The sequence below is a fragment of the Fontisphaera persica genome (assembly GCF_024832785.1).
Lineage (GTDB): Bacteria > Verrucomicrobiota > Verrucomicrobiia > Limisphaerales > Fontisphaeraceae > Fontisphaera > Fontisphaera persica.
Window position 1 is genome coordinate 3,734,880 of the sequence record NZ_CP116615.1, and the last position, 22,863, is coordinate 3,757,742.

At 65.4% G+C, this 22,863-nt stretch carries 18 protein-coding genes and 1 tRNA gene; 9 read left to right on the forward strand and 10 right to left on the reverse strand.

Annotated features, from left to right (window positions below; translation table 11 throughout):
- The first annotated feature begins 165 nt into the window (after positions 1-165).
- Both NXS98_RS14010 and NXS98_RS14015 read left to right on the forward strand, forming a co-directional pair.
- Positions 166-2,727 carry a U32 family peptidase gene (locus tag NXS98_RS14010; RefSeq protein ID WP_283845643.1) on the forward strand — a complete coding sequence of 854 codons (2,562 nt, stop codon included), beginning with the start codon at positions 166-168 and terminating at the stop codon, positions 2,725-2,727.
- A 17-nt stretch (positions 2,728-2,744) separates the two neighbouring features.
- Positions 2,745-3,209 (forward strand): 3-hydroxyacyl-ACP dehydratase FabZ family protein, encoded by a 465-nt coding sequence (locus tag NXS98_RS14015; RefSeq protein WP_283845644.1) that lies wholly within the window; start codon positions 2,745-2,747, stop codon positions 3,207-3,209.
- Between the two features lie 12 nt (positions 3,210-3,221).
- On the opposite strand, the gene NXS98_RS14020 is transcribed toward NXS98_RS14015, so the two are convergent.
- The 7 genes from NXS98_RS14020 to NXS98_RS14050 form a co-directional block, all read right to left on the reverse strand.
- Entirely contained in the window at positions 3,222-3,845 is a 624-nt protein-coding gene (locus NXS98_RS14020; RefSeq protein WP_283845645.1) for a response regulator, read from the reverse strand.
- The gene (locus tag NXS98_RS14025) at positions 3,842-7,522 is read right to left on the reverse strand and encodes a PAS domain-containing protein (protein ID WP_283845646.1); all 3,681 of its coding nucleotides are present in this window, start codon (positions 7,520-7,522) and stop codon (positions 3,842-3,844) included. Before NXS98_RS14025 ends, NXS98_RS14020 begins: the two co-directional genes overlap by 4 nt.
- A gap of 181 nt (positions 7,523-7,703) precedes the next feature.
- Positions 7,704-7,794 (reverse strand) — tRNA-Ser (locus tag NXS98_RS14030).
- Positions 7,795-7,937: 143 nt separating this feature from the next.
- On the reverse strand, positions 7,938-8,189 hold the full coding sequence (locus NXS98_RS14035) for a hypothetical protein (RefSeq protein WP_283845647.1): 252 nt from the start codon (positions 8,187-8,189) through the stop codon (positions 7,938-7,940).
- Positions 8,186-8,587: a hypothetical protein gene (locus tag NXS98_RS14040; protein WP_283845648.1), complete on the reverse strand. Its 402-nt coding sequence runs from the start codon at positions 8,585-8,587 to the stop codon at positions 8,186-8,188. The genes NXS98_RS14035 and NXS98_RS14040 overlap by 4 nt, the downstream gene beginning before the upstream one ends.
- A complete protein-coding gene (locus tag NXS98_RS14045; protein ID WP_283845649.1) occupies positions 8,584-8,859 on the reverse strand; it encodes a hypothetical protein in 276 nt (91 codons plus the stop codon). The genes NXS98_RS14040 and NXS98_RS14045 overlap by 4 nt, the downstream gene beginning before the upstream one ends.
- Before the next feature lie 104 nt (positions 8,860-8,963).
- Positions 8,964-9,161, reverse strand: a complete 198-nt coding sequence (locus NXS98_RS14050; protein WP_283845650.1) for a Pam3-gp28 family putative phage holin — start codon at positions 9,159-9,161, stop codon at positions 8,964-8,966.
- Between the two features lie 283 nt (positions 9,162-9,444).
- On the opposite strand from NXS98_RS14050, the gene NXS98_RS14055 reads away from it, so the two are divergent.
- Positions 9,445-10,836 (forward strand): TIM barrel protein, encoded by a 1,392-nt coding sequence (locus NXS98_RS14055; protein ID WP_283845651.1) that lies wholly within the window; start codon positions 9,445-9,447, stop codon positions 10,834-10,836.
- Positions 10,837-10,896: 60 nt separating this feature from the next.
- A complete protein-coding gene (locus NXS98_RS14060; RefSeq protein WP_283845652.1) occupies positions 10,897-11,934 on the forward strand; it encodes a Gfo/Idh/MocA family protein in 1,038 nt (345 codons plus the stop codon).
- 27 nt (positions 11,935-11,961) lie between these two features.
- On the opposite strand, the gene NXS98_RS14065 is transcribed toward NXS98_RS14060, so the two are convergent.
- Positions 11,962-12,888: a radical SAM protein gene (locus NXS98_RS14065; RefSeq protein ID WP_283845653.1), complete on the reverse strand. Its 927-nt coding sequence runs from the start codon at positions 12,886-12,888 to the stop codon at positions 11,962-11,964.
- A gap of 229 nt (positions 12,889-13,117) precedes the next feature.
- On the opposite strand from NXS98_RS14065, the gene NXS98_RS14070 reads away from it, so the two are divergent.
- Positions 13,118-13,978 (forward strand): nucleotide exchange factor GrpE, encoded by an 861-nt coding sequence (locus tag NXS98_RS14070; protein ID WP_283845654.1) that lies wholly within the window; start codon positions 13,118-13,120, stop codon positions 13,976-13,978.
- An 81-nt stretch (positions 13,979-14,059) separates the two neighbouring features.
- A complete protein-coding gene (locus tag NXS98_RS14075) occupies positions 14,060-14,572 on the forward strand; it encodes a putative molybdenum carrier protein (RefSeq protein ID WP_283845655.1) in 513 nt (170 codons plus the stop codon).
- A gap of 40 nt (positions 14,573-14,612) precedes the next feature.
- Here the strand turns inward: NXS98_RS14075 and NXS98_RS14080 are convergent, their stop codons facing one another.
- Both NXS98_RS14080 and NXS98_RS14085 read right to left on the reverse strand, forming a co-directional pair.
- Positions 14,613-14,975, reverse strand: coding sequence for a hypothetical protein (locus tag NXS98_RS14080; protein WP_283845656.1), 363 nt, complete (start codon positions 14,973-14,975; stop codon positions 14,613-14,615).
- Between the two features lie 14 nt (positions 14,976-14,989).
- Entirely contained in the window at positions 14,990-17,251 is a 2,262-nt protein-coding gene (locus NXS98_RS14085) for a TRAFs-binding domain-containing protein (RefSeq protein WP_283845657.1), read from the reverse strand.
- Between the two features lie 318 nt (positions 17,252-17,569).
- Between NXS98_RS14085 and NXS98_RS14090 the strand changes: the two genes are divergently transcribed.
- The 3 genes from NXS98_RS14090 (at position 17,570) to NXS98_RS14100 (ending at position 22,854) form a co-directional block, all read left to right on the forward strand.
- The gene (locus NXS98_RS14090; protein WP_283845658.1) at positions 17,570-19,651 is read left to right on the forward strand and encodes an acetylxylan esterase family protein; all 2,082 of its coding nucleotides are present in this window, start codon (positions 17,570-17,572) and stop codon (positions 19,649-19,651) included.
- Between the two features lie 423 nt (positions 19,652-20,074).
- Entirely contained in the window at positions 20,075-21,745 is a 1,671-nt protein-coding gene (locus NXS98_RS14095) for a glycoside hydrolase family 5 protein (RefSeq protein ID WP_283845659.1), read from the forward strand.
- 206 nt (positions 21,746-21,951) lie between these two features.
- Positions 21,952-22,854, forward strand: coding sequence for a LysR family transcriptional regulator (locus tag NXS98_RS14100; RefSeq protein ID WP_283845660.1), 903 nt, complete (start codon positions 21,952-21,954; stop codon positions 22,852-22,854).
- Positions 22,855-22,863 lie beyond the last annotated feature (9 nt).

A 22,863-nucleotide genomic window follows, 5' to 3' on the forward strand; every position in this document is an offset into this window, starting at 1 on the left:
CCCAGGAAACGGAAGGCGTCATTGCCTTCCGTTTCTTTTTTCCGGTGGCGGCGTGGCGCGGGTGGGCGAGGGCGCCGGATTGGCAGGGCGGTTGCGTGGGGGCGGCGGGGGCCGGTCACGGCGCCACTTGCGTCCGGGGCCGGTCTGGTGAATGATAGGGGACTGATGGCGCTGGCTGCCTCCATCGCTCCGACACCGGCCTGCCCTCCATCCGAGGGCCGGGCTGTGGCGCGCCCGGAGCTGATTGCGCCGGCGGGCAACTGGGAGTGTGCGCGCGCGGCGGTGGAGAACGGGGCGGATGCGATTTATTTTGGGCTGGAGCGGCACAATGCGCGGTTGCGGGCGGATAATTTCACGCTGGAGGGACTGCCGGCGCTGATGGAGTGGCTGCATTACCGCGGGGTGCGGGGCTACGCCTGTTTCAACACGCTGTTGTTCACGCATGAGCTGGAGGAGGCGGAGGACTATTTGCGCGCGCTGATTGAGGCGGGGGTGGACGCGGCGATTTTGCAGGACGTGGGGATTGCGCGGCTGGCGCGGCGGTTGTCGCCGGATTTTCCGTTGCACGCCTCGACGCAAATGACCATCACCAGCGCGGCGGGGGTGGTGTTTGCGCGGGAGCTGGGGTGCCAGTTGGTGGTGTTGGCGCGGGAGTGTTCGCTCAAGGAAATTGAGCGGATTCAGGCGGAGTTGCGCGAGCGCCAGGCGGGGCTGCCGCTGGAGGTGTTTGTGCATGGGGCGTTGTGCGTGGCGTATTCGGGGCAATGCCTGACGAGCGAGTCGCTGGGGGGCCGGAGTGCCAATCGCGGGGTGTGCGCGCAGGCGTGCCGGCTGCCGTATCAGTTGGTGGCGGATGGGGCGGTGGTGCCGCTGGGGGACCGCCGTTATCTGCTCAGTCCGCGGGATTTGGCCGCGCTGGAGCTGGTGCCGGAGCTGGCGCGGGCGGGGGTGGCTTCGTTGAAGATTGAGGGCCGGCTGAAGACGCCGGAATACGTGGCCAACATCACGCGCCTGTATCGGGAGGCGCTGGACGCGGCCTGCGGGGCGGAGCGCCGGCGGTACGATGCCGCGGCGCATCGCTACGAAATGGAGATGGCGTTTTCGCGGGGGTTGTACACGGGCTGGTTTGGGGGGGTGAACAATCAAGCGCTGGTGCATGCGCGATTTGGGACCAAACGCGGGGCGTTTATTGGCGAGGTGGTGGAATCGCGGCCCGGGCGGGTGCGGGTGCGGCTGGCGGGCGGCGTCAAGCCGGGGGATGGGGTGGTGTTTGACGGCGGGCGTCCGGATTTGCGCGAGGAAGGCGGGCGGGTGTACGAGGTGCGGCCGGCGGGCCGCCGGGGCGGGGCTGGGGAGGTGTGGCTGACTTTTGGACGGGGGGATGTGCAGACGGCCCGCGTGCAGCCGGGTCACCGGGTGTGGAAAACGAGCGACCCGGAGCTGGAGCGGCGCTGGCGGCAAAGTTTTGCGGGGGAGACGCCGCGTTTTCAGCAACCGGTGCGGGTGCGGGTGTGGGGGCGGGCGGGCGAGCCGTTGCGGGTGGCGATGCGGGACCCGCAGGGGCACGTGGCGGAGGCGATTTCACCGATGCCCCTCGCGGTGGCGCAACAGCAGCCGTTGACACCGCAAAAGTTGCGCGAACAACTGGGCCGGCTGGGGGGGACGCCGTTCTGTCTGGGCGAGCTGGACTGCGCGCTGGAGGGGGCGGTGATTTTGCCGGCGAGCGCGTTGAACCGGATGCGCCGCGAGCTGGTGGCGAGCCTCGAGGCGCAGCGCCGGGAGCGGCGGCGCTGGAGCTTGTGCGCGGAGCGGCAGATTGCGGCGGGGCGCTGGGCCGGGGGCCTGGCCGCGCCGATGAAGCCCATGGCGGCGCCGGCGGCGGTGGAATGGCTGGTGCTGGTGCGCACGCTGCCGCAACTGGAGGCGGTGCTGGGCGCCGAGGTGGCCACGGTGTATTGCGAGCTGGATGACCCCAAGCAATATGCCGAGGCGGTGGAGCGGGTGCGGGCCCGCGGGGCCACGCCGGCGGGGCGGGCGCGGCAGATTTACGTGGCGCCGCCGCGCATCACCAAGCCGGGGGAGGCATGGATTTTGCGGCAGGTGCGCGCGAGCGGGGCGGATGGCTATCTGGTGCGGAATTATGACCAGTTGGAGTTTTTTGCGGGCTGCCGGTGTGTGGGGGACTATGCGTTGAACATCGCCAATCCGTTGAGCGCGGAATACTTTTTGCAGCGGTACGGGCTGGAGCGGGTGACGGCCTCGTATGACTTGAATGTGGCGCAACTGCTGGATTTGCTGCGGGCGGCGCCGCCGGCGTGGTTCGAGATTACCCTGCATCACCACATGCCGATGTTTCACATGGAGCATTGTGTGTTTTGCGCGTTTTTGTCGGCGGGGACGGACTTCACCAACTGCGGCCGGCCCTGTGAGAAGCATGAGGTGAAATTGCGGGACCGGGTGGGGGCGGAGCATCCGGTGCGGGCGGACGCCGGCTGCCGCAACACGGTGTTCAACGCGCGCGCGCAGACGGGGGCGGGGGCGTTGCGGCAACTGATGGAGGCGGGGGCGCGGCGGTTCCGGATTGAGTTTGTGAATGAAACGCCCGAGGTGGCGCGCCACACGGTGGCGCGTTACCAGCAGTTGGAGCGCGGGGAAATCACGGCGGCGCAGTTGTGGCAGGAGCTGCGTTTGTTGAACGAATTGGGCGTGACGCGCGGGCCGCTGTAAGGCGATGATTGCCGCCCATGCAACCTGATACCACCCACTCGCGCGCCCTGGCGGAGGCGCTGGCCCGGCTGCCCCACGGGCCGGAATTTCGTTTTGTGGACCGTTTGATTGAATTGGAGCCGGGAGCGCGCGGCGCGGGGGAGTACGTGGTGCGCGGGGATGAGCCTTTTTTGCGGGGGCATTTTCCGGGCGCGCCCATGTTTCCCGGGGTGTTGCTGGTGGAGGCCGCGGCGCAGGTGGCGGGGGTGGTGGCGCAAAGCTCGGCGGAGCACGCGCCGGTGGAGGATTTGAAGCTCACGGCGTTGCGCCACATCAAAATCCTGGGCACGGCGCGGCCGGGCGAGACGCTGCGGGTGGAGGCGCGGATTACGGGGCGGCTGGGGGGGTTGATTCAGGCGGAAACGGAGGTGCGGTGCGGGGAGCGCTTGTTGATGCAGGGGCAGGTGACGCTGGGGGGCCGCAAGGGGGGAGGAGGGGGTTGAACTGGCCGGGCGTCAGGGTGTGTTTTCGGAGGTTTCGGAGGGAGTCATGGCGTCCTTCAAAAATTTCTCGAAGCACTCCGGGCAGACGCCGTGGCTGAAGGTGGCGGCGGAGTGTTTGGCGATGTAGCTTTCGACCTGGGTCCAGTAATTCTGGTCATCGCGGATTTTTTTGCAGTAGCTGCAGATGGGGATGATGCCGCGCAATTGTTTGACCTCTTCCTGGGCGGCGTGGCATTCGCGGCGGGTGGCGGCCAGCTCGTTTTGGAGGAGGACCATGCGGACGCCGACGTTGATGCGGGCCTGGAGCTCGGCGTGGTTGAAGGGCTTGATGACGTAGTCATTGGCGCCGCTTTCGAGGCCGGCCACGATGTCCTCGGTGCGACCGAGGGTGGTGAGGAGGATGATGTACACGCTGCGGAGCGCGGGGTTTTGGCGGGCCATGCGGCAGAGGGTGGGGCCGTCCACCAGGGGCATCATCCAATCGAGGATGGCGAGCTGGGGCGCGCCGGGCTGGGCGAGGGCCTTCCAGGCCTGGGCGCCGTCGGTGGTCGAGATGACTTCATGCCCCCACTTCTGCAACAGGATGCCCAGCATCCGGTTGCTGGTCCGGTCATCTTCGGCCACGAGGATTTTCATGCGCGGGCTTCTTTGCCATTGAGGGCGTGGCGGGCTTCTTCCATTTCATGGAGGAGCAGGCCATGGAGGGCGGCGGCCACTGGCAGGTTGCCCTCTTTGCCGGCCTTCTCCAGGTCGGCGGCGCAGGCGGCCAGGCGGCGGAGGCCGAGGTTGGCGGCGGCGCCCTTGAGGGCGTGGGCGGCGGCGGCGAGGTCCGCGGGATTTTTATGGTCGAGGCCCTGTTGCAAACGGCCGAGGTATTTGGGCAGGTCGGTGAGGAAGAGGTCAAAGAGTTCAGCTACGGGGTCGGGCATTTCCGGCGACTGCAACGCGCTGAGATTTTGGATGGTGTCGGCGTCCAGCAAAGGCAGGTGTTCGTAGGGGGAGGAAAGGGGCGGCGGCAGGGGCGCCGGGGCGTGGGCGGGCGGGGGCGGCTCCGGTTTGTGGGCGAGGTTGTTGATGGCGTTGGCGGCGCGTTGGAGGGCGGCCTGCATGGCAGGCACCTGGACGGGTTTGCTGATGTAATCGTCCATGCCGGCGGCGAGGCATTTTTCGCGGTCGCCCTGGAGGGCGTTGGCGGTGAGGGCGATGATGTAGGCGCGGCGGCGCTCTGGATGGGCGGCTTCTTCCTGGCGGATTATGCGGGTGGCTTCGTAGCCGTCCATTTCGGGCATCTGGCAATCCATGAGCACGACATCGTAGGGCACGGCCCGGAGGGCTTTGACGGCCTCGACGCCATTGGCGACGGCGTCGGCGACCTGGCCCATTTTCTGCAACTGGCGGACGGTGACTCGTTGGTTGACGATGTTGTCTTCGGCCACGAGGACGCGCAGGCGGGGGAGGGTGGCGGGGGCTTCGGTTTTCTGGAGGGCCACGGTGTGTTGGGGGCGGGCTCCGCCGGCGCCGGCGAGGACGCGCACGAGGCAGTCGAAGAGGCGTGATTGTTTGACGGGCTTGACGAGGTAGGCGCTGATGCCGGCCTGGCTGAGGGTTTCGGGGGTCAGGCGATGGCCGAGGGAGGTGAGCATGACCAGGCGGGTGCCGGAGAGCATGGGATCGGACTTGACGAGGCGGGCGAGGGTGAGGCCGTCCATGCCGGGCATTTGCATGTCGAGGAGGGCGATGTCGAAGGGCTGACCTTTGTTGGCGGCGGCGCGGAGGGTGGTGATGGCCTCGACGCCGTCGGTGGCGCACTGGTCTTCCATCTGCCAGGCTTCGCACTGGTGATGGAGGACGCGGCGGTTGGTGTCGCTGTCATCCACGATGAGGACGCGCAAGCCGGCGAGGTTGGCGGCGTGGTCGAGGGGTTCGGGGAGGCCCTGGCCGATGCCGAAGCGGGCGGTGAACCAGAATTCGCTGCCTTTGCCGACCTGGCTGGTCATGCCGATTTGGCCGCCCATCAATTCGACGAGTTTTTTGCTGATGGCCAGGCCGAGGCCGGTGCCGCCGTATTTGCGGGTGACGCTGCCGTCGGCCTGGGTGAACGCCTGGAAGAGACGTTTCTGGGCGTCGGCGGGAATGCCGATGCCGGTGTCGCGGATGAGGAATTTGAGGGTGACTTCCTTGGGGTTGCGCTCCTGGACGCTGACTTCGGCGTACACCTCGCCGCGCTCGGTGAATTTGACGGCGTTGCCGAGGAGGTTGGCGAGGACCTGGCGGAGGCGGCCGGGGTCGCCGCGGAGGCAGGGGGGCACATCGGGGTGAATCCAGCAGCCCATTTCGAGGCCCTTGGCGCGGGCGCGCTCGGCGAGCAGTTCGACGGAGCCTTCGACGGCCTCAGAGAGGTCGAAGCTGACATTTTCAAAGGTGAGTTTGCCGGCCTCGATTTTGGAGAAATCGAGGATGTCGTTGATGATGGTGAGGAGGGCGTCGGCGCTGGAGCGGATGGTTTCGGCGAATTCGCGCTGTTCCTGGGTGAGTGGGGTGTCGAGGAGAAGGCCGGTCATGCCGATGATGCCGTTCATGGGGGTGCGAATTTCATGGCTCATGTTGGCCAGGAATTCGGACTTGAGGCGGGTGGATTCGAGGGCGGCGTCGCGGGCGCGTTCGAGTTCGGCCTGGGTGCGTTTGAGGTCGGTGATGTCCTTGGTGACGCCGAGGGTGCCGATGATTTCGCCGCGGGAGTTGCGGAGGGGCACTTTGGTGGTGAGGGCCCAGGTTTCGCGGCCGTCCACCCAGGTTTCGCGCTCGATTTTGCCGATGATGGGCTGGCCGGTGCGGATGATTTGCTGTTCGTCCTCGTAGGCCGGGCGGGCGTGCTCCTCGGTAAAGAAGTCAAAGTCGGATTTGCCGATGGCCTCTTCGGCGGATTGGATGCCGAGGCCGGAGACGACGGTTTTGCTGCAGAGGAGGAAGCGGGATTGCAGGTCTTTGAAGTAAATGCGGTCGGGGATGTTTTCGAGGAGGGCGCGCAGGAGGTCATGCTCGAAGGCGAGCTGGGCCTCGACGCGGCGGCGGGCGGTGATGTCGCGGAAGGTGAGGACGCTGCCGGTGAGGGTGTCGGCCTCGAGGAGGGGGAGGACGGTGAATTCGACGGGGATCAGGCGGCCGTCGGCGCAGACGAATTCGGTTTCTGTCAATTGGCCCTGGTGGTCCACCCCCAGGACGGTGGAGGCGTTGGCGAGGAAACTTTCGAGGGGCTGGCCCACCATGCTTTCGGAGGTGCGGCGGAAGATTTTGGCGGCCGCCAGATTGGCGAAGATGCAGCGGCCGTCATGGTCCACGCCGATGATGCCTTCGTTGACGGCGTTGAGGATGAGCTGATGGCGCTGTCCCAGTTTGGCCAGGAGCTCCTCGGAGACCTTGAAGTCGGTGATGTCCTTGGAGATGCCGAAGGTGCCAATGATGCGGCCGTTTTCGTCGCGCCAGGGCATTTTGGTGGTGAGGGCCCAGGTGACGCGGCCGTCGGTGTAGGTTTCTTTTTCGGTCAGGCCAATCAGCGGCTGGCCGGTGCGGATGATGCGTTGTTCGTCTTCGTAGGCCTGGAGGGCGTGCTCCGGGCCAAAGAAATCCTGGTCGGTTTTACCCACGAGAGCGGAAGGGTCGGCGAAGCCGAAGCGTTCGGCGAGGGCCTGGCTGCATTTGACGAAACGGGATTGGAGGTCTTTGAAGTAGATGCAATCGGGGATGTTTTGCAGCAGGGTTTCAAAGAGATTGCGCTCGTAAGCCAGGCGGGCCTCGGTTTCCTCCTGTTCCCGCAGGGCGCGGTCGAGTTTCTGCAGACTGTCGCGCAAGCCCACCTGGGACATGACCTGGCGGGCGAGGCGTTCGAGGGCGTTTAATTGGGAGGGGCTCAGGTGGCGTGGATGTGAATCCGCCACAATGAGGGCGCCCACGGCCAGGCCGTCGGAGGCTCGCAAGGGGACGCCAGCCATGAAAAGGATGGTTTGCCCCAGCCATCCATGATGGCGTCCTTCCAAACGTTTGTCGTTCCGGGCGTCTTCGATTACCATCGGGGCGTTGGTGGCCACCACCAGTTCGGTAAAGGATTGCTCGCGGGGTATTTCCACCAATTCAATGCCTACGGCGGCCTTGCACCAGGCGCGGTGGTCGTCCAGGAAGGTAATGAGGGCAATGGAAGTTTGCGTGCAAGCCGCGGCGAGGGAGGCCAAATCATCAAAGGCTATTTCCCGCTGGGTGTCCAGAATGGCCCATTCCTGCAGCGCGGCGAGCCGTTTTTGTTCCGTCACCAGGCTCATATTCATGCCATTAATTGTCATGATGAGTGCCCTAAACCAAGCCAAATGCCCTGCCAGGCGAGGCAAATGGCCGCAGTGGATATTTCGGCAGGCGGCAGAATAACTTGAGCGGCAATTAGACAAAAAGTTGGGGTGAGCTGGGTCATGGGTCGGGCGGGGGGGGAGGGAGAGGAAGGAAAGCTGGCGGAGAGAGGGAGATTCGAACTCCCGGTGGGGTATTAGCCCACTCACGCTCTCCAGGCGTGCGCTTTAAACCACTCAGCCATCTCTCCGCCGGGCAGGCATAATGTGCCGCAAAAAGGGGGCGCAGGCAATGTTTTTCCAGGGGCGGGCGAGGCCGGGGTCCAGCAGGCTGAGCGAGGGGGCGGGACGGCGTGGGAGACGTTCCGCCGAGGGAGGGGCGGTTGGGATGGGGTCAGGCGCCGAGTTCCATTTCCGCGAGGGCGGCGCGTCCGGCGGCGGTAATTTTCCAGAGTTGATGGCCGGCGGGGGCGCGGGCGGTGACGGCCCAGCCTTCGCGCTCGAACTGGCGGAGGGCGCGGCGGACTTCGGTGAGGGAGGCGGGGCGGGGCAGCCAGGCGTTGACTTCGAGGGCGAGGACTTCTTCGCGGGCCAGGTGGGGGTGGACGCGGTCGAGGGCGGCGAGGAGGAGGAGGGTGAGGTTCATGGGATGCGTTTGAGTTCACCGCGGAGGACGCCCAATTCTTCGGAGAGTTTGAGACCCAGGGCGTCCATGCGCTGGTGGAGACGGCGGGCGCGTTCCTCGCCCGCCTCGAGGAGGGTCTGGCGGTCGGCGGCGAGCTGGGCGCGCAATTCGGCGAGGCCGGCCTCGGCGGCTTCGAGACGGGAGGCCAGGGTGAGGCGCAAGTGGTGGCATTCGGAGCGGGAGACCCATTCCTGGGCCGGCTGGACGATGAGGGGTTGGGGGGCGATTTCGTATTTGCGTCCGCGCCAGCGGTCGGCGAGGTGGAGCAACTGGTTGACGCCGGCGACGAGGAAAAAGAGGACGGCGAGAAACCAGGCAAGGTGCTGGGGGTCGAGGGGTAATTGGGCGAGGAGGTTCATGGGTTGGGGGCGGGGGCGGTGGATTCCAATTCCAGAATCCGGTCGGCGACGGCGCGGCGGGTGCGGTGGTAGAGGGCGTCGCTGAGAAACCAGCCGTCGCAGGGCGCGGTGAAGGGGCGGCCGGCTTCAACGCGGAGGAGGGTGTGGGTGGGTGGGATGATTTTGGGCGCGTGACAGCCGCTCCAGCTCATCCAAATCAGCAGCAAGGCTGCGGCGCGGGTCAGGAGGCTGGCCGGGGCGGGTGCGGGAGCATTCGCGGTCAATGTTTGCATAACGGAGGCGATGGCGGTGGAGGGGGTCCGCCTGCCGGGCGGCGCGGCGGCGCCACCACCACAGGAGGAGGGCGAGCGCGCTGCCCAGCAGGCCGAGGAGGGATTCAATCATGGGCGGGAAGGGAGGGGCGCGCGGGGGCACGCCGTTTGTGCCAGACGGACCAGGCAAAGCCGGCGAGGGTGATGAGAGCGCCGACGGCGGCTTCGAGGCGGGCGGTGTCGGTCCAGCCGCGGGCGACGAGCATGCCGCCCAGGGCGGTGAGGAGATGGCGGGCAAGGCCCGCGAGGATGTCTTGATTCATAAGCATGCTGAGGGTGGCGCGTTTATTTGGCGGCGGGCGGTTGCGGGCGCCCGGTTCCGAGCCGGGCGCACAGCGTTGGGCGCAAACGCGGGCCGCGAGGCACGCGAGGGGAGCTTGCGGCAGGAGAGCCGGGCGGGGACTGCTCCGGGAGCGGGAAAGTGAATGGCGGCGTGGCCTGGCACGCAAGTTGGGGGCGGAGGTGGTGGTGGGGTCTTGCTGCGGCGAGCGGAGGGAGGCTGCCAGAAAACTTGCAGCGGGGCGATTTATCGGGCAAGCTGCGGGCATGATTACCATCATAGCAGGCACCAATCGTCCCGGGAGCAATACGGCGCAGGTGGCGCGGGCGGTGGAGGCGTGTTACCGCCGGCGCGGGGTGGCGGCGCAGGTGGTGGATTTGGGGTTGTTGCCGGCGGCGGCCTTTGCGCCGGAGTCGTACGCGGAGAAACCGGAGGCGCTGAGGCCGTTCACCGAGGCGGTGTTGCAATCGGCCGGGGTGGTGGTGGTCACGCCCGAGTACAACGGGAGTTTTCCCGGCGCGCTGAAGTACTTCATTGACCTGCTGAAGTTCCCGGAGAGTTTTCAGGGGCGGCCGGTGGCGTTTGTGGGTTTGTCGAGCGGGCAATGGGGCGCGTTGCGGGCGGTGGAGCAGTTGCAGCAGATATTTGCGTATCGGAACGCGCATTTGCTGCCGGAGCGGGTTTTTTTGCCGGGCATCCGGGAGGTGTTGGATGGGGCGGGCCAATTCAAGGATGGGGAGCTGGCGCAGCGGTTGGAGGCGCAGGCGGAGGCGTTTGTGCGGTTCATTCAGCAAGTGACGGGGAGGGATTTGACGGCGCCGGGTGGGTATGCGCGGCGGTATGTGCCCAAGCTGGGCGTGTGCTCATGGAGTTTGCAGCCGGAAACGCCCGAAGCGCTGGTGGAGAAGCTGGAGGCGACGGGCGTCCAGCGGATACAGCTCTGGCTGGACCCGCTGCGGGAGAAGCCGGCGGTGTGGGGCAAGGCGCCGGAGTTGCTGGCGCGGGCGGGGGTGACGGTGGTGAGCGGGATGTTTGGGTGTGTGGGGGAGGATTATACGACGTTGGAAAGCATTCGGCGCACGGGGGGCGTGGTGCCGGACCACACGTGGGAGCAGAACTGGGCGAACATTCAGGAGAACGCGCGGCTGGCGCGGGCGCTGGGGATTCCGTATGTGGCGTTTCATGCGGGATTTTTGCCGCATAATCCGCGGGCGGCGGAGTTTGGCAAACTGGTGGAGCGTTTGCGGCGCATTGCCGAGTTGTTTGGGGAGGCGGGCATCACGCTGGGGCTGGAGACAGGGCAGGAAAGCGCGGCGACGTTGCGGGAGTTTCTGGGGCATCTGGGGTGTGGGAATGTGGGGGTGAACTTTGATCCGGCCAACATGATTTTGTATGATCAGGGCAATCCGGTGTTTGCGTTGCGGGTGCTGGGTCCGTGGGTGAAGCAATGCCATTTGAAGGATGCGACGCGGACGTTGCAGCCGGGGACGTGGGGCGAGGAAGTGCCGCTGGGGACGGGGCAGGTGAACTGGCGGGGTTTTTTCCAGACACTGGCGGAGATTGGGTTTGAGGGCAATCTGTGCATTGAGCGCGAGGCGGGCCAGCAGCGGGTGGCTGACATCATTACGGCGCGGCGGCTGGTGGAGAGCCTGCCCTGAGGGGGGCGGGCCGGCGGGGGTGGGGGAGCAAGAACTGTGGCCAAAGGGAAGGTGTGAGGTATGAGCAAAACAGTGAATGTGGGAGTGATTGGACTGGGTTTCATGGGCGTGACGCATTTGAAGGCGTTGCAACAACTGCCGCAGGGGCGGGTGGTGGCGGTGTGTGACGCGGTACGGCGTCCGGAGAACGGGCAGCTCAGCGCCGGGGGCAATGTGGGGGATGGCAAGCCGGTGGCGCTGGACATGAGCGTGGTGCGGGTGTACCAGGATTATCGGGAGTTGCTGGCGGATCCGCAGGTGGAGGCGGTGGATATTTGCCTGCCGACGCCGTTGCATCCGGAGGTGGCCGTGGCGGCGCTGGCGGCCGGCAAATATGTGCTGTGCGAGAAGCCGATGGCGCGGACCAGCGCGCTGGGGCGGACGATGGTGGAAGCGGCGCAGAAAGCCCGGGGATTTCTGATGCCGGCGATGTGCATGCGTTTCTGGCCGGGGTGGACCTGGCTCAAGAACGTGGTGGAGAGCGGGCAATACGGGCGGGTGCTGGCGGCGCGGTTCCGGCGGGTGGCCGAGCCGCCGGGGTGGAGCAAGTCGCAGTTCATGGACGGGCAGAAATCGGGTGGGGCGCTGCTGGATTTGCACATTCACGACGTGGATTTTGTGCAGTACTGCTTTGGGCGTCCGCAGGCGGTGTATGCGACGGGTTACACGTGTTTGAGCGGGGCGATTGACCATGTGGTGGCGCAATACCGGGTGGCCAGCGGGGCGATGGTGTACGCCGAAGGGGGCTGGGCGATGGCGCCGGGATTTGGTTTCAGCATGAGTTACACGGTGAACTTCGAGCGGGCGACGGCGGATTATGACGTGGCGCGCGGGGCGGAGGCGCTGAAGGTGTATGTGGAAGGCCAGCCGCCGGTGGTCATCCGGAATGAGGGGCCGGACGGGTACGTGGGGGAGCTGGCGCATTTTCTGGACAGCATTCTGGCCGGCCGGGCGCCCACGGTGGTGACGGCGGCGGATGGTTTAAGCGCCATTGAAATATGCGAGGCGGAGGAGGCCTCGATAGCGAGCGGGCAGCCGCAGAAGCTGGCGGGGGGTTGAAGCGGGCGGGGGCGCGGTCAGGAGGGATTAGAAGACTTCGACCGGCAGCTCGGTGGCGCAGCGGACGATTTGGGCGATGCGGCTGAGGGATTTGAGGGGGAGATGGCTGCAGGCGGGCTGGTGGGTGGGGCGGGTGGCGGAATAGATTTGGACGAGGGCGATTTGGGCGCCGGCGAGTTTGAGTTCTTTGAGGCGCTGGGCGTATTGTTCGATTTGGCGGGCGGGGGGTTCTTCGCCGTCCACGGCCACAAACAAACTTTGAATGACGACCGGGCGCTGGCGGCCGACGAGGAGGATGTTGTGGAGGATTTTTTCGTAGGGCACGGGCGTGCGGTTGATTTTCAGGTAGTATTCCGGGGTGCCGGCGTCGAGTTTAATCCAGATTTCGTCGGAGGGGGTGAAGTATTTGAGGCCGGATTGGACATTGGGCTGGTCCAACTGGCTGCCGTTGGTGACGAGGACCAGATGGAAAAAGGGGCGGCGGCCGAGGACGCGCAAATGAGCGAGGGTTTGGACGACATCCACAAAGTTGGGGCAGAGGGTGGGTTCGCCGAGGCCGCTGAGGGCGAGGTGGCGGAACTGGACAAATTCGCGCGGCAGCGTGCCCAGGACGGGGTGCTGGCGGAGGCGGTCGGACTGGACGTATTCCAGGGTGCGCTCGACTTCGCGGGCCATGATTTCGACGTCCACGGGGGAGTTGCCGCCGGGGAGGGGGCGGGGCACTTCGCAATAGAGGCAGTCGAAATTGCAGCGGCGTTCGGGGTTGAGATTGACGCCGACGGAGAGGCCGCGGGCGCGGGCGGAGACGATTACATAGACGTACTGGTTTTGCAGGAAGTCATAGGCGCTGGAGAGCGAGGGCAAGGCCCGCTCCAAAGGGGTGGGGCGCGGTCCCTGGGGGTCCGGGACGATGGCGGCAGGCGTGGGCCCGCTCATGGAATGACTCCCGCTCATGCGTGTTGTTTGCGCTGCCCCTGGCCGCCCGCGGCGCCCACGGCGCACGGGCTGGTCATGCAGCATTGCATAAAGAAATTAAAAAGAGAGGCATTTGCTTGCTACACCGGCTTTGGCAAGGAATGGTCATATTTTGCGGCGGGGGGCGCTGGGCGGGGGGCTGGGGTGGGGAGGGGGGCGGGAAAACAAGTTGCAGAGGGGGCAAGGGGCGGCTTAAGCTGCGCGGCGCATGAGTGAAGCGGCAATACCTCGACCGTCGGTGGTGCCCTTTTTGTTGGGCGACCTGCTGTTGCTGGCGGTGGCTGGCGGGATTGTGTACCAGAGCGAATGGCCCCTGAGCACGGCCAACATGGCGTTGTGCACGGCGGCGGTGGCGGCGGGGGCATGGTTGCTGGTGACGCCTTTCATTTTGCAGCATCGGGCCGCCATGAAGCTGGCGGAGGCGGATGCGCTGCGCTCGACGGTGGCGCAAATTCAGAATTTGGAGCAAATCAAACAACAGATTGCCGAGGCAACCGGCAACTGGATGAACATTCAGGGGGAGTGCGCCCGCACGGTGCAGACGGCGCGGGAGGTGGCCGATAGCATGGCAGCCGAGGCGCGGGCGTTCACAGATTTTTTGCGGCAGGCCAATGACACGGAGAAGGCCACGCTGCGGCTGGAGGCGGACAAGTTGCGGCGGCAGGAGCAGGACTGGTTGCAGGTGACGGTGCGGTTGCTGGACCAGGTGTTTGCGTTGTATCTGGCGGCGTGCCAGTCGGGGCAACCGCATTTGGTGGAGCAGATAGGGATTTTTCAGGGGGTGTGTCGGGATTTGGCGCGGCGGGTGGGGTTGAACGCATTTGCGCCGGAGCCGGGGGCGGCGTTTGATTCGCAAATGCATCAGGCCCATCAGGCGAGCGGGCCGGTGGCGGCGGGGGCGGTGGTGCAGCAGGTGCTGGCGCCGGGGTACACCTACCAGGGACGGGTATTGCGTCCGGCGTTGGTGCAGGTGGCCGGGGGCGCGCCCGCCGGGAAGGCAGAAGCTGCGGGGGGCGAAGGTGGCACGGGCGCCGGGGAGAAGCCGGCACAACCGGACTTGCCGATTTAAGGGGGCGCATGACGGCAGGGGGGTGCAGGGGGGTGATGGAGTTTGCAGGAAGGGGCGGGGGATGGCAAAATAAGGGCGGCCATGAATTCCCGACGTTCGTTGGTAATTGTCTCCGGGGGCCAGACCGGAGCGGACCGTGCGGCACTGGATTTTGCCCTGCGCCATGGATTTGCGCACCGGGGGTGGTGTCCGGCCGGCCGGTTGGCGGAGGATGGGCGGCTGGATGATTGTTATCGGTTGAAGGAGACGCCCTCGCCAGCTTACGCCCAGCGGACGGAGTGGAATGTGCGGGACACGGATGGGACGGTGATTTTCACGCTGCAGCCGGAGTTGAGCGGGGGGACGTTGCTGACGTGGAAATATGCGCAGGAGCTTGGCAAACCGGTGCTGGTGGTGGTGGCGGGGCAGACGGAGGCGCCGGCGAAGGCTTTGCGCGAGTTCATCCGGCAACACCGCATCCGGGCGCTGAATGTGGCGGGGCCGCGGGCGTCGTTTGCGCCGGGGATAGGCGCGTTTGTGGAGCGGGTGTTGGAGGAGGCGTTGTTAAAGAAGCGGGGTCAGGCACCGGCGCGGCGGGGCGGGCTGCCGGCGTGAGGCTCAGGGCGGCGTGGGGGAGAGGGCTGGGCGGCCGGGGTTATTTATAGACGCGCTTCCATTCCTTAAGTTTGCCGTCGGGGCCAAAGGTGAGGCGGAGGAAGACATCGGGGGCGCCGGGTTCAAACCAGACGGTGTGGCCGGGGTAATAGCCGTAGCCGCTGACGACGGAGCGACCGGCGTGGCCGCGGACGGTGAGCCATTCGGCGACGCGGGCGCCGTTTTCGAGGGTGGCGCTTTTATCTGGGGGGCCGAGTTCGAGGACGGCCTGGTCATAGGAGTACTGGCCGACGCGGGCATCCCAGGAGGTTTTGGTGGAGGCGCAGGCGGCGAGGAGGAGGAGCAACGCCAGGAGGGGAATGGCGCGCAGGGGCCATGGTAATAAAGCATCAAGTTTCCGCATGGGGACAATATACTTCAGGAGGTGGGGCGCACCAAGAAGACGGGGATGGCGCCGTATTTTTTGGCGAGCTGTTTGGTGCCCACGTAGTCGCAGGTGAACTCGGCGACGCCTTCGGCGGTGGCGAGGGCGGCGAAGGCCTGGCTGGCGTAAATCTGGCCTTCCTCGGCGACGGGTTCGATGCGGGCGGTGCGGTTGACGTGGGCGCCGTTGTAGGTGAGTTTGCCGAGGACGGGGTCGTAGCAGGCAAAGACAGGGCCGGCATGGAGGGCGATGCGGATGTTCAGCTCGTGGGGGAGGTCGTAGCGGCTCCAGTCGGTGCCGCGGACGAGGTCGCGCAGGCGCAGCGCGAAGACGCCGGCGTCGCGGACGGAATCGAAGACGCAGCAGACGGCGTCGCCCCAGGTGTTTTTATGGATGGGGGGATGGGGCATGGCCTGCATGAGCTCGGCCACCTGGCCCAGGAAGTGTTGGACAAAGGGGACGACCTGGATTTCGGTGAGGCGGGTGAAGCCGACGATGTCGGCAAAGAGCATGGCCTTGATTTCCTGGGTGACCAGGGGCGCCTGGATTTCTGCCGACGGCGCGGGGTTGGCGGCGGGGGTGTCCCAGTCTGGCGGTGGGGAGTTTTCGTGGAGGAGGGTGTCCAGGCGGATGATTTCGACGGGGACACCGCGGTTTTGCCAGAACTCGACAAAGCTGTGGGTGCCGCCGAGGCCGTCGCCGGACTGGCCATTCCAGAGGGCAAGGGGGACGACGTCGAGGCCGAAGAAGCGGCCTTTGAGGAGGGCCATGCCGTTGAGGGCGCGGTTGCAGTAGTCGAAGGCGGCGCCGTCGTTGGCGTTGCCGTATTCGCTGAGGACGGTGACGGTGGCGGCGGCGGCGAGGACGCGCTCGAAACGGGGGCCGAAGTCATGGCCGGGGATGATGTCCACGCTGCATTTGCGGAAGTCACGCTGGTTGAAGGGGAGGGCGATGTTGATTTCGCCGCCGCGTTCGAGCATGGCCTCGGCGAAGAGGAGGTCGCCGCCGCAGGCGAGGGAGGAGAAGCCAATTTGGGCCTGGATGGCGTCGAGGCGGCGGGCGAGGGCGGCCTTGGCGGGGCCTTCGAGCCACAAGGGGAAACGGAGCTGGCGGCGGTCGGGGCGGTCAAACATGTGGCCGGAGAAGACCACCATGCGGGGCATTTGGAAGCAGTGGTCGAGGAGGTTGGGGTTGCCGGTGATGTGCTCGAGCAGGAGGCGGGCCTGGGCGCGGGTGCGGCTGAGGACGGCGAGTTTATCGCCGCCGATGGCGGTGGCGTGGCGGTAGTGTTGTTCGGCCTTGGCGAAGTCGCCGAGGATGATGGCGGCTTCGGCGAGGGTGGCTTCGAGCCAGTAGCGCTCGTCGGATTCGGGGGGCAGGTGTTCGAGGGTGCGCTCGCAGAGGTCGGAGACTTCCTGGGCGATTTGGCGGGCGATGTCCTTTTGGCCGGCCATGTAGCCGGTGGTGGCGGCGTTGATGCCGGAGTAGTAACCGCGGTTGCGCTGGTAGGAGGTGTGGTAGAGGTCAAAGCTGATGCGGAGGTGTTTTTGGCACTCCTGCGGGTCGCCGGCCATGGTGTAGAAGTCTTTGTGGGTGCGGGCGAGGATGCCGAGGGTTTCCTCATCCTGATGGCCGGCCTGGCGGAGGTGGTCGAGGATGGCGTTGGCGCGGCGGGTGGCGCCGGTGCGGGCGAGGGCGAGGGCCTGAAGCTGGGTGAGGCGCAAATCGTCTTTGAAGAATTGCAGGCCCTCGGCGGAGATGTCGAAGGCCAGGAAAGCTTCGCCCAGACGCAGGGCGGCGTCCACGGCGCGGCGGTAGAGGTCCACGCTCTGGCTCCAGACGGTGGGGGAGTGTTGCTCCCAGATGCGCCGCAAATCGGCCACGGTGAGCTTGGGGTTTTTGCGGATTTGGTGGAGGGTCTCCTGGAGAATCTGACGGGAATCGCTGTCGGCGGTGAGGGGTTGGCCTTCGGGGCCGGTGACGGCGTAGCCCAGGCCCATGATGGCGCGGATGGTTTCGAGGGCGGTGGCGCGGTTGAGCTGTTTTTCCTCCTCGCTCAGTTCGGCATAGGGGACGAGGCAGGGGTTGGTTTTCAGTTCATCGTCGCGGTGGGGGCCGGGTTTCCAGCCCTGGGCGAGGCGTTCTTTGAGCCAGGCCTCGTGATTGTAGGCGGCCAGTTGCTCGACCAGTCGCCGGATTTCCTCCGTGAGCTTCAACGGCGGCGTGTCAGACGGTGTTTGTGAATTGGCGGCCATGGCGGACCCGGCGGATGACCGCGGCGGCCAAAGGACCGTCGCGACAACGTGGCATCCTGCGCTGGCCTTCATATAACGGATTCTCCCCCTGGAGAGCAAGCAAGTTGCACGCCATTTTCAAGGGGGCGAAAAATCGGGGTGGGCCTGAGCTGTTTTTGAGGAGGGTGGCGGCGGGTTAGTGGGGCAGGGGCGTGGCGGGGTTTTGCATGGTCCGCATTTGGGCGTGCTGCTGGTGCTGCGTTGTGGGGCGGGGCGCGCCCGCTGGAGGCCGCCCTTTTTGGTTTTCTTTGGGCGGCTGGAATTATATAAAGGCAGGTCATGAAGACCACCTTGTGCCAGGCGTTGGTGTATTGGGGATGTGTTTGTTTTTGGGCGGCGCTGCCGGCGGCGGCCGCCGCGCCGGCCCTGCCGGAGCGCGATGCGCGTTTGCGGGAGCCGTGGACCTACAATACGCCGCGGACTTTTCCCGCTGTTACCACGAAGGAGCAATGGTTGAGCCGCCGGGAGGAGATTCGCCGGCAAATTTTATTCAGCGCCGGATTGTGGCCCATGCCCGAAAAGGCGACACTGGATGCCCAAATATTTGACCGGACGGAGCACGGGGATTTCAGCGTGGAGAAGGTTTATATCCGGACGCTGCCCGGCTTTTATCTGGCGGGCAATTTGTACCGGCCGCTGGGCAAGGGGCGGGGGCCGTTTCCGGGGGTGTTGAATCCGCATGGGCATTGGAGCCGTGGCCGGCTGGAGGACACAGCGCAGGGGAGCATCCCGGCGCGGTGCATTCATCAGGCGCGGATGGGGATGGTGGCGTTTGCGTATGACATGGTGGGGTACAATGACACGCAGTTTGCGGATGCGGCGCAGGAGCCGGGGTACAATTATCACCGGCGATTTGGGACGCAGCCGGAGGACTTGTTGTGGAATGTGAATCTGATGGGGCTGCAGACGTGGAATTCGATTCGGGCGCTGGATTTTCTGGCGTCGCTGCCGGACGTGGACGCGCGGCGCATTGGCTGCACGGGGGCGAGTGGCGGCGGCACGCAAACGTTCATTTTGGGCGCGATTGATGAGCGCCCGGCGGTGCTGGCGCCCACGGTGATGGTTTCGCACAGCATGCAGGGGGGCTGTTCGTGCGAGAACATGCCGGGATTGCGCATTGAGTATTCCAACATGGAAATTGCGGCGGTGCCGGTGCCCAAGCCGCAAATCTTTGTGGCGGCCACGGGGGATTGGACGCGGATGTTTTTGACCGTGGAAGGACCGGCCATTGCCTCGATTTACCGGTTGTTTGGGGCGGAGCAGGCGGTGCGGTATCCGGTGCTGCCGTTTGGGCACAACTACAATCAGGCCACGCGTGAGCAGGTGTATGCGTTTCTGGCGGAGCACCTGCTCCAGAAAAACGATGCCGCACTGGCGCAGGAGCGGCCTTATCCGGCCGCCACCAACCTGGATTTGCGGGTGTTTGGGCGGCGGGCGCGGCCGGCGGATACGCTGAGCATCAAGGGGTTGAGTGACCAATGGAAGGCCCAGGCGCGCGCCCAGTGGCAGGCCTTGTGTCCGGTGGGGCCTACGTCGCACAAACGTTATCAGGAGATTTATCAGCCGGCGTGGCGCCATGCCCTGCAGGTGGAGGTGGCGCCGGAAGTTGTCTCGCAAACGCTGGGCCAGCAGACGGTCGAAAACCTGACCCTGACCCGCCTGGCCCTTGGCCGCGCGCATCGCGGGGACCGGCTGGCGGCGGTGTGGCTGGCCCCCGCCGGCCGCAAGGCGCAGGGCGCGGTGGTGTTGGCGCATCCGGCGGGGAAGCAGGCGTTTCTGGATGAGCAGGGCAAACCGCGCGGACTGGCGCGGGAGCTGCTGGCGCGGCGGATGCAGGTGCTGCTGGTGGACGTGTTTCAAACGGGGGAATTGGCGGATGCTGAAATCGCCAAAAAACGGGCGCAGCAAGTGGAGCTGTTTTTTGCCACTTATAATCGCACCGATGCGCAGGAGCGGGCGCAGGATTTGATTACGGCCTGCACGTTTTTCCGGCAGCAAACCCGGCAGGCGGTGGTCCTCTGCGGGGTGGAGGTTGCGGGTTGGTGGGCTTTGCTGGCGGCTCCGGCCGTGTCGGCGGTGGCGGCGGATTTGGCTGGATTGAACGCCGGCGAGGAGGGGACTTTGTTGCGGCCGGAGTTGTTTGTGCCCGGCCTGCGGCGGGTGGGAGGGGTGGAAGGATTGGTATTGCTGGCAGCGCCGCGGCCGGTGTTGTTGCATCACACGGCGGGGCACGTGAATACGGTACCGTTGCAGACGGCGTATGAGGGTCTGCGCAAGCGCAGCGCGTTGACGCATCGGACGGAGGGGCTGGGCGAGACGGAGCTGGCTGATTGGCTGGCGAAAACGGCGCGGGAGTTGTAAGGGGGAAAAGGCTCGAGGGGGGTTGCCGCGGTTTGGTGGAGAGTTTGAAGAAACAGAAGGAAACGAAGAGAACGAAGGGAGAGAAGTGTCCCCTCACTCTGACCCTCTGATGATGGGAGAGGGAAATACACCAAGTTTGGGAACAGGCTTTGCCCTCCTTCACACCGGCCCGCTCCCCATGGGAGAGGGAGAGGGGGATGGATGCGGCGCGAATGAGCCCTAATTCTTGTGACGAGGGCCTGCGGGACGCAGGCCAGATCCCGCTCCGCGGGACGAGACGCCTGCGCTACGACATTTTCCACTTGGTGCCCGGCCTGCGGGACGAGACGCCTGCGCTACAAGGGGAGATGCCTGCGCTACGGGGAAAGGGGTGGAGGCGAGAGCGGCTTTGACTTTGAGAGGGGCGGCCCGGATAATGGCGCCATGCGAATCATCCTCTGCTGTTGGGCGTTGAGCTTGGGCGCCGTTTTGGCGGCCATCCCAGGGATGCCGCCCCAGCCGCCGGTGCGGCAGGCGCTGGAGGCGTGGGTGGAGTTGCGGGCGAGTGGCGGCACGGGGGTGCTGAGCCGCCTGGAGGTGACCAGTCCCCGCGGCCAGGTGGAGTGGTTCCCGGAACGGCAGGCTGGCGGCACGGGGGCGGTGGCACGGCTGCGGTTGCCGGTGGTGCCGTTTGGCTGGACGGTGTTTCAGGCCGAATGGCTGCCCGCGCAGAGTGGGGAGGTCACGGTGACGCTGACTTCGCCGCGGGAGGTTTCCACCAACGGTTTACCGTGGCGGCAGGAGGTGGCATGGGATGATTTTCGGGTGACAGGGATGCTGCTGACCAATGCCAATTTTGAGCATTATGTGGGGAATCGGCCGGTGGCGTGGGAGGGTGGCGGGGTGGTCAATGCGGGGCCGTTGCCGCCGGTGGAGGGGGCCAATTACGCGCGGGTTTGGTGCGAGCGCCCGTTGCGCCAGACGGTGCAGGTGCGCAGCAACGTGCCGGTGACCCTGCAATGGGCGGCGCGGGCCTTGCCGATATTGGGGCCGGAGGCGATGCGCCCGCTCAGTGACCGGAATACGTTGGCGCATCAGGCGGCGGCCTATTACCGGCGGGGCATCAACCTCACGCGGCTGCTGGAGCTGCCGCCGCAGAGTCCCGACAAGGAGGAGTGCACGGAGGCGGATTTTGCGCAGATGAAACGCGAGGGATTTGACCATGTGCGGCTGCCGGTGGCGTGGCATTACCATGCGGGGCCGGCGCCGGATTACCGATTGGACCCGCGCTTTGTGCAGCAGGTGATGCAGGTGGCGTCCAACGCGTTGAATCAGGGGTTGTTTGTGATTCTGGCGATGCGGGCGCCGGAGGCTTTTCACACGCAACCGCAGGCGCACAGCAATCAATGGGTGGCGTTGTGGCGGCAGGTGGCCGCGCAATGTGCGGAGGTGCATCCCGGGGTGGCGTTCGAGCTGCTGGACGAGCCGCGACAGGCGGTGACGACGGCCTGGCTTAATGGGTTGTACGCGCGGGCGCTGGAGCTGCTTCGCGCCCATAATCCCATGCGCACGGTGTTCCTGGGGCCGGCCGACGGCAACCGCCCCGAGGAGCTGGTGCATCTGCGATTGCCGGCGGAAGAGGAAAACGTCATTGTGACGGTGCACTGCCGGGAACCGCGTTATTTCACGCGGCTGGGGCTGTGGCCGGACGAAAAAGCGCTGGGCCAGCTCCAGCCGCTGGCCTATCCCGGCCCGCCGCCGGCGCCGCTGGCAGTGCCCGCCGAGGCCAGCGCAGAGCTGCGCCAATGGCTGGAGGCCTATCAGCGGCGTCCCATGGCGCAAAATCCCTGCAGCCGTGCCGTGGTGGAGGGCCAGTTGCAACTGGCGCGGGACTGGCGGGATTTTTACGGGCATCCGGTGCATGTGGGGGCTTTTGGGGCGCCGGCGTCGGCCGGGACGCTTTCGCGCACCCGGTATTACCGCGATGTACGGCAACTGGCGGAGGGCTTTGGGTTGGGCTGGGCGGCGTGGGCGTGGCAGGGGGGGTACCATTACTGGGACCGCCAGGGGGGACGTCCGCTGCCGGGCATGCGGGAGGCCTTGTTCAGCCGGTAGGGGGGGATTCTGGTTTTTTCCATCTACCGCAGGTTTCTGGCCTGCGGGACGCCTGCGCCATGGGGGGGGAATTTATAAGCCGGAATGATGAAGGGGAGGGCGAGGGGATTAAGGGAGGGGCGGGCGAGGCGCGGGGATTAAAAAAAACTTCTTAAATCAGCCGTGCATTAGTTGACATAATTGGCCATTTTGCTTTAACTATTTTTATGCAAATTGAAAGCCTCAAAGTTTTCTGCGACCTGGCGGAAACGGAAAGTTTTACCAAGGCCGCGCAAATCAACAATGTGACGCAGTCGGCGGTCAGCCAGCAAATCAGCTCGCTGGAGCGGCAGTTCAACTCGCTGTTGATTGAGCGGAGCAAGAAGAAATTCCGGCTCACGCGGGAGGGTGAGGTGCTGTATGAGTACAGCAAGCAAATCATCCAGACGTACGATTCGCTGTACAGCAAGTTGCAGGAAATCAAGGACATCATTTCGGGTACAATCCGGGTGGCCACGATTTACAGCATAGGGCTGCATGATTTGCCGCCGTATTTGAAGAAGTTTTTGAAGGCGTATCCGACGGTGAATGTGCATGTGGAGTACCGGCGGGCCAATCAGGTGTATGAGGATGTCATCAGCAACGTGGTGGATTTGGGGCTGGTGGCGTATGCCAGCAAGGACAACAAGCTGGAGGTGGTGAATCTGCGGAAGGACATTCTGGTGTTGATCTGCCATCCGCAGCATCCGCTGGCCAAGAACAAGACGGTGCGCCTGAAGGATTTGGCGGGCCAGAAATTCATCGCGTTTGAGCCGGACATCCCGACGCGGCGGGCGGTGGACAAGATTTTGAAGGAGCACGATGTGGAGGTGCAGGTGGTGATGGAGTTTGACAACATCGAGACGGTGAAGCGGGCGGTGGAAATTGACGCGGGGGTGGCGATTGTGCCGCAGACGACCGTGATGCAGGAGGTGGCCAAGCAGACGCTGGTGCAGGTGCATTTTGAGGATGGGGAGTTTTACCGTCCGCTGGCGGCGATTTACAAGAAGCACAAGGTGTTGTCGCCCGCGATGCGCCAGTTCATCGCCATGCTCAAAGGCCCGGAGGGGGGCAAGGAAAACATCAAGTAAGGCCCTCGA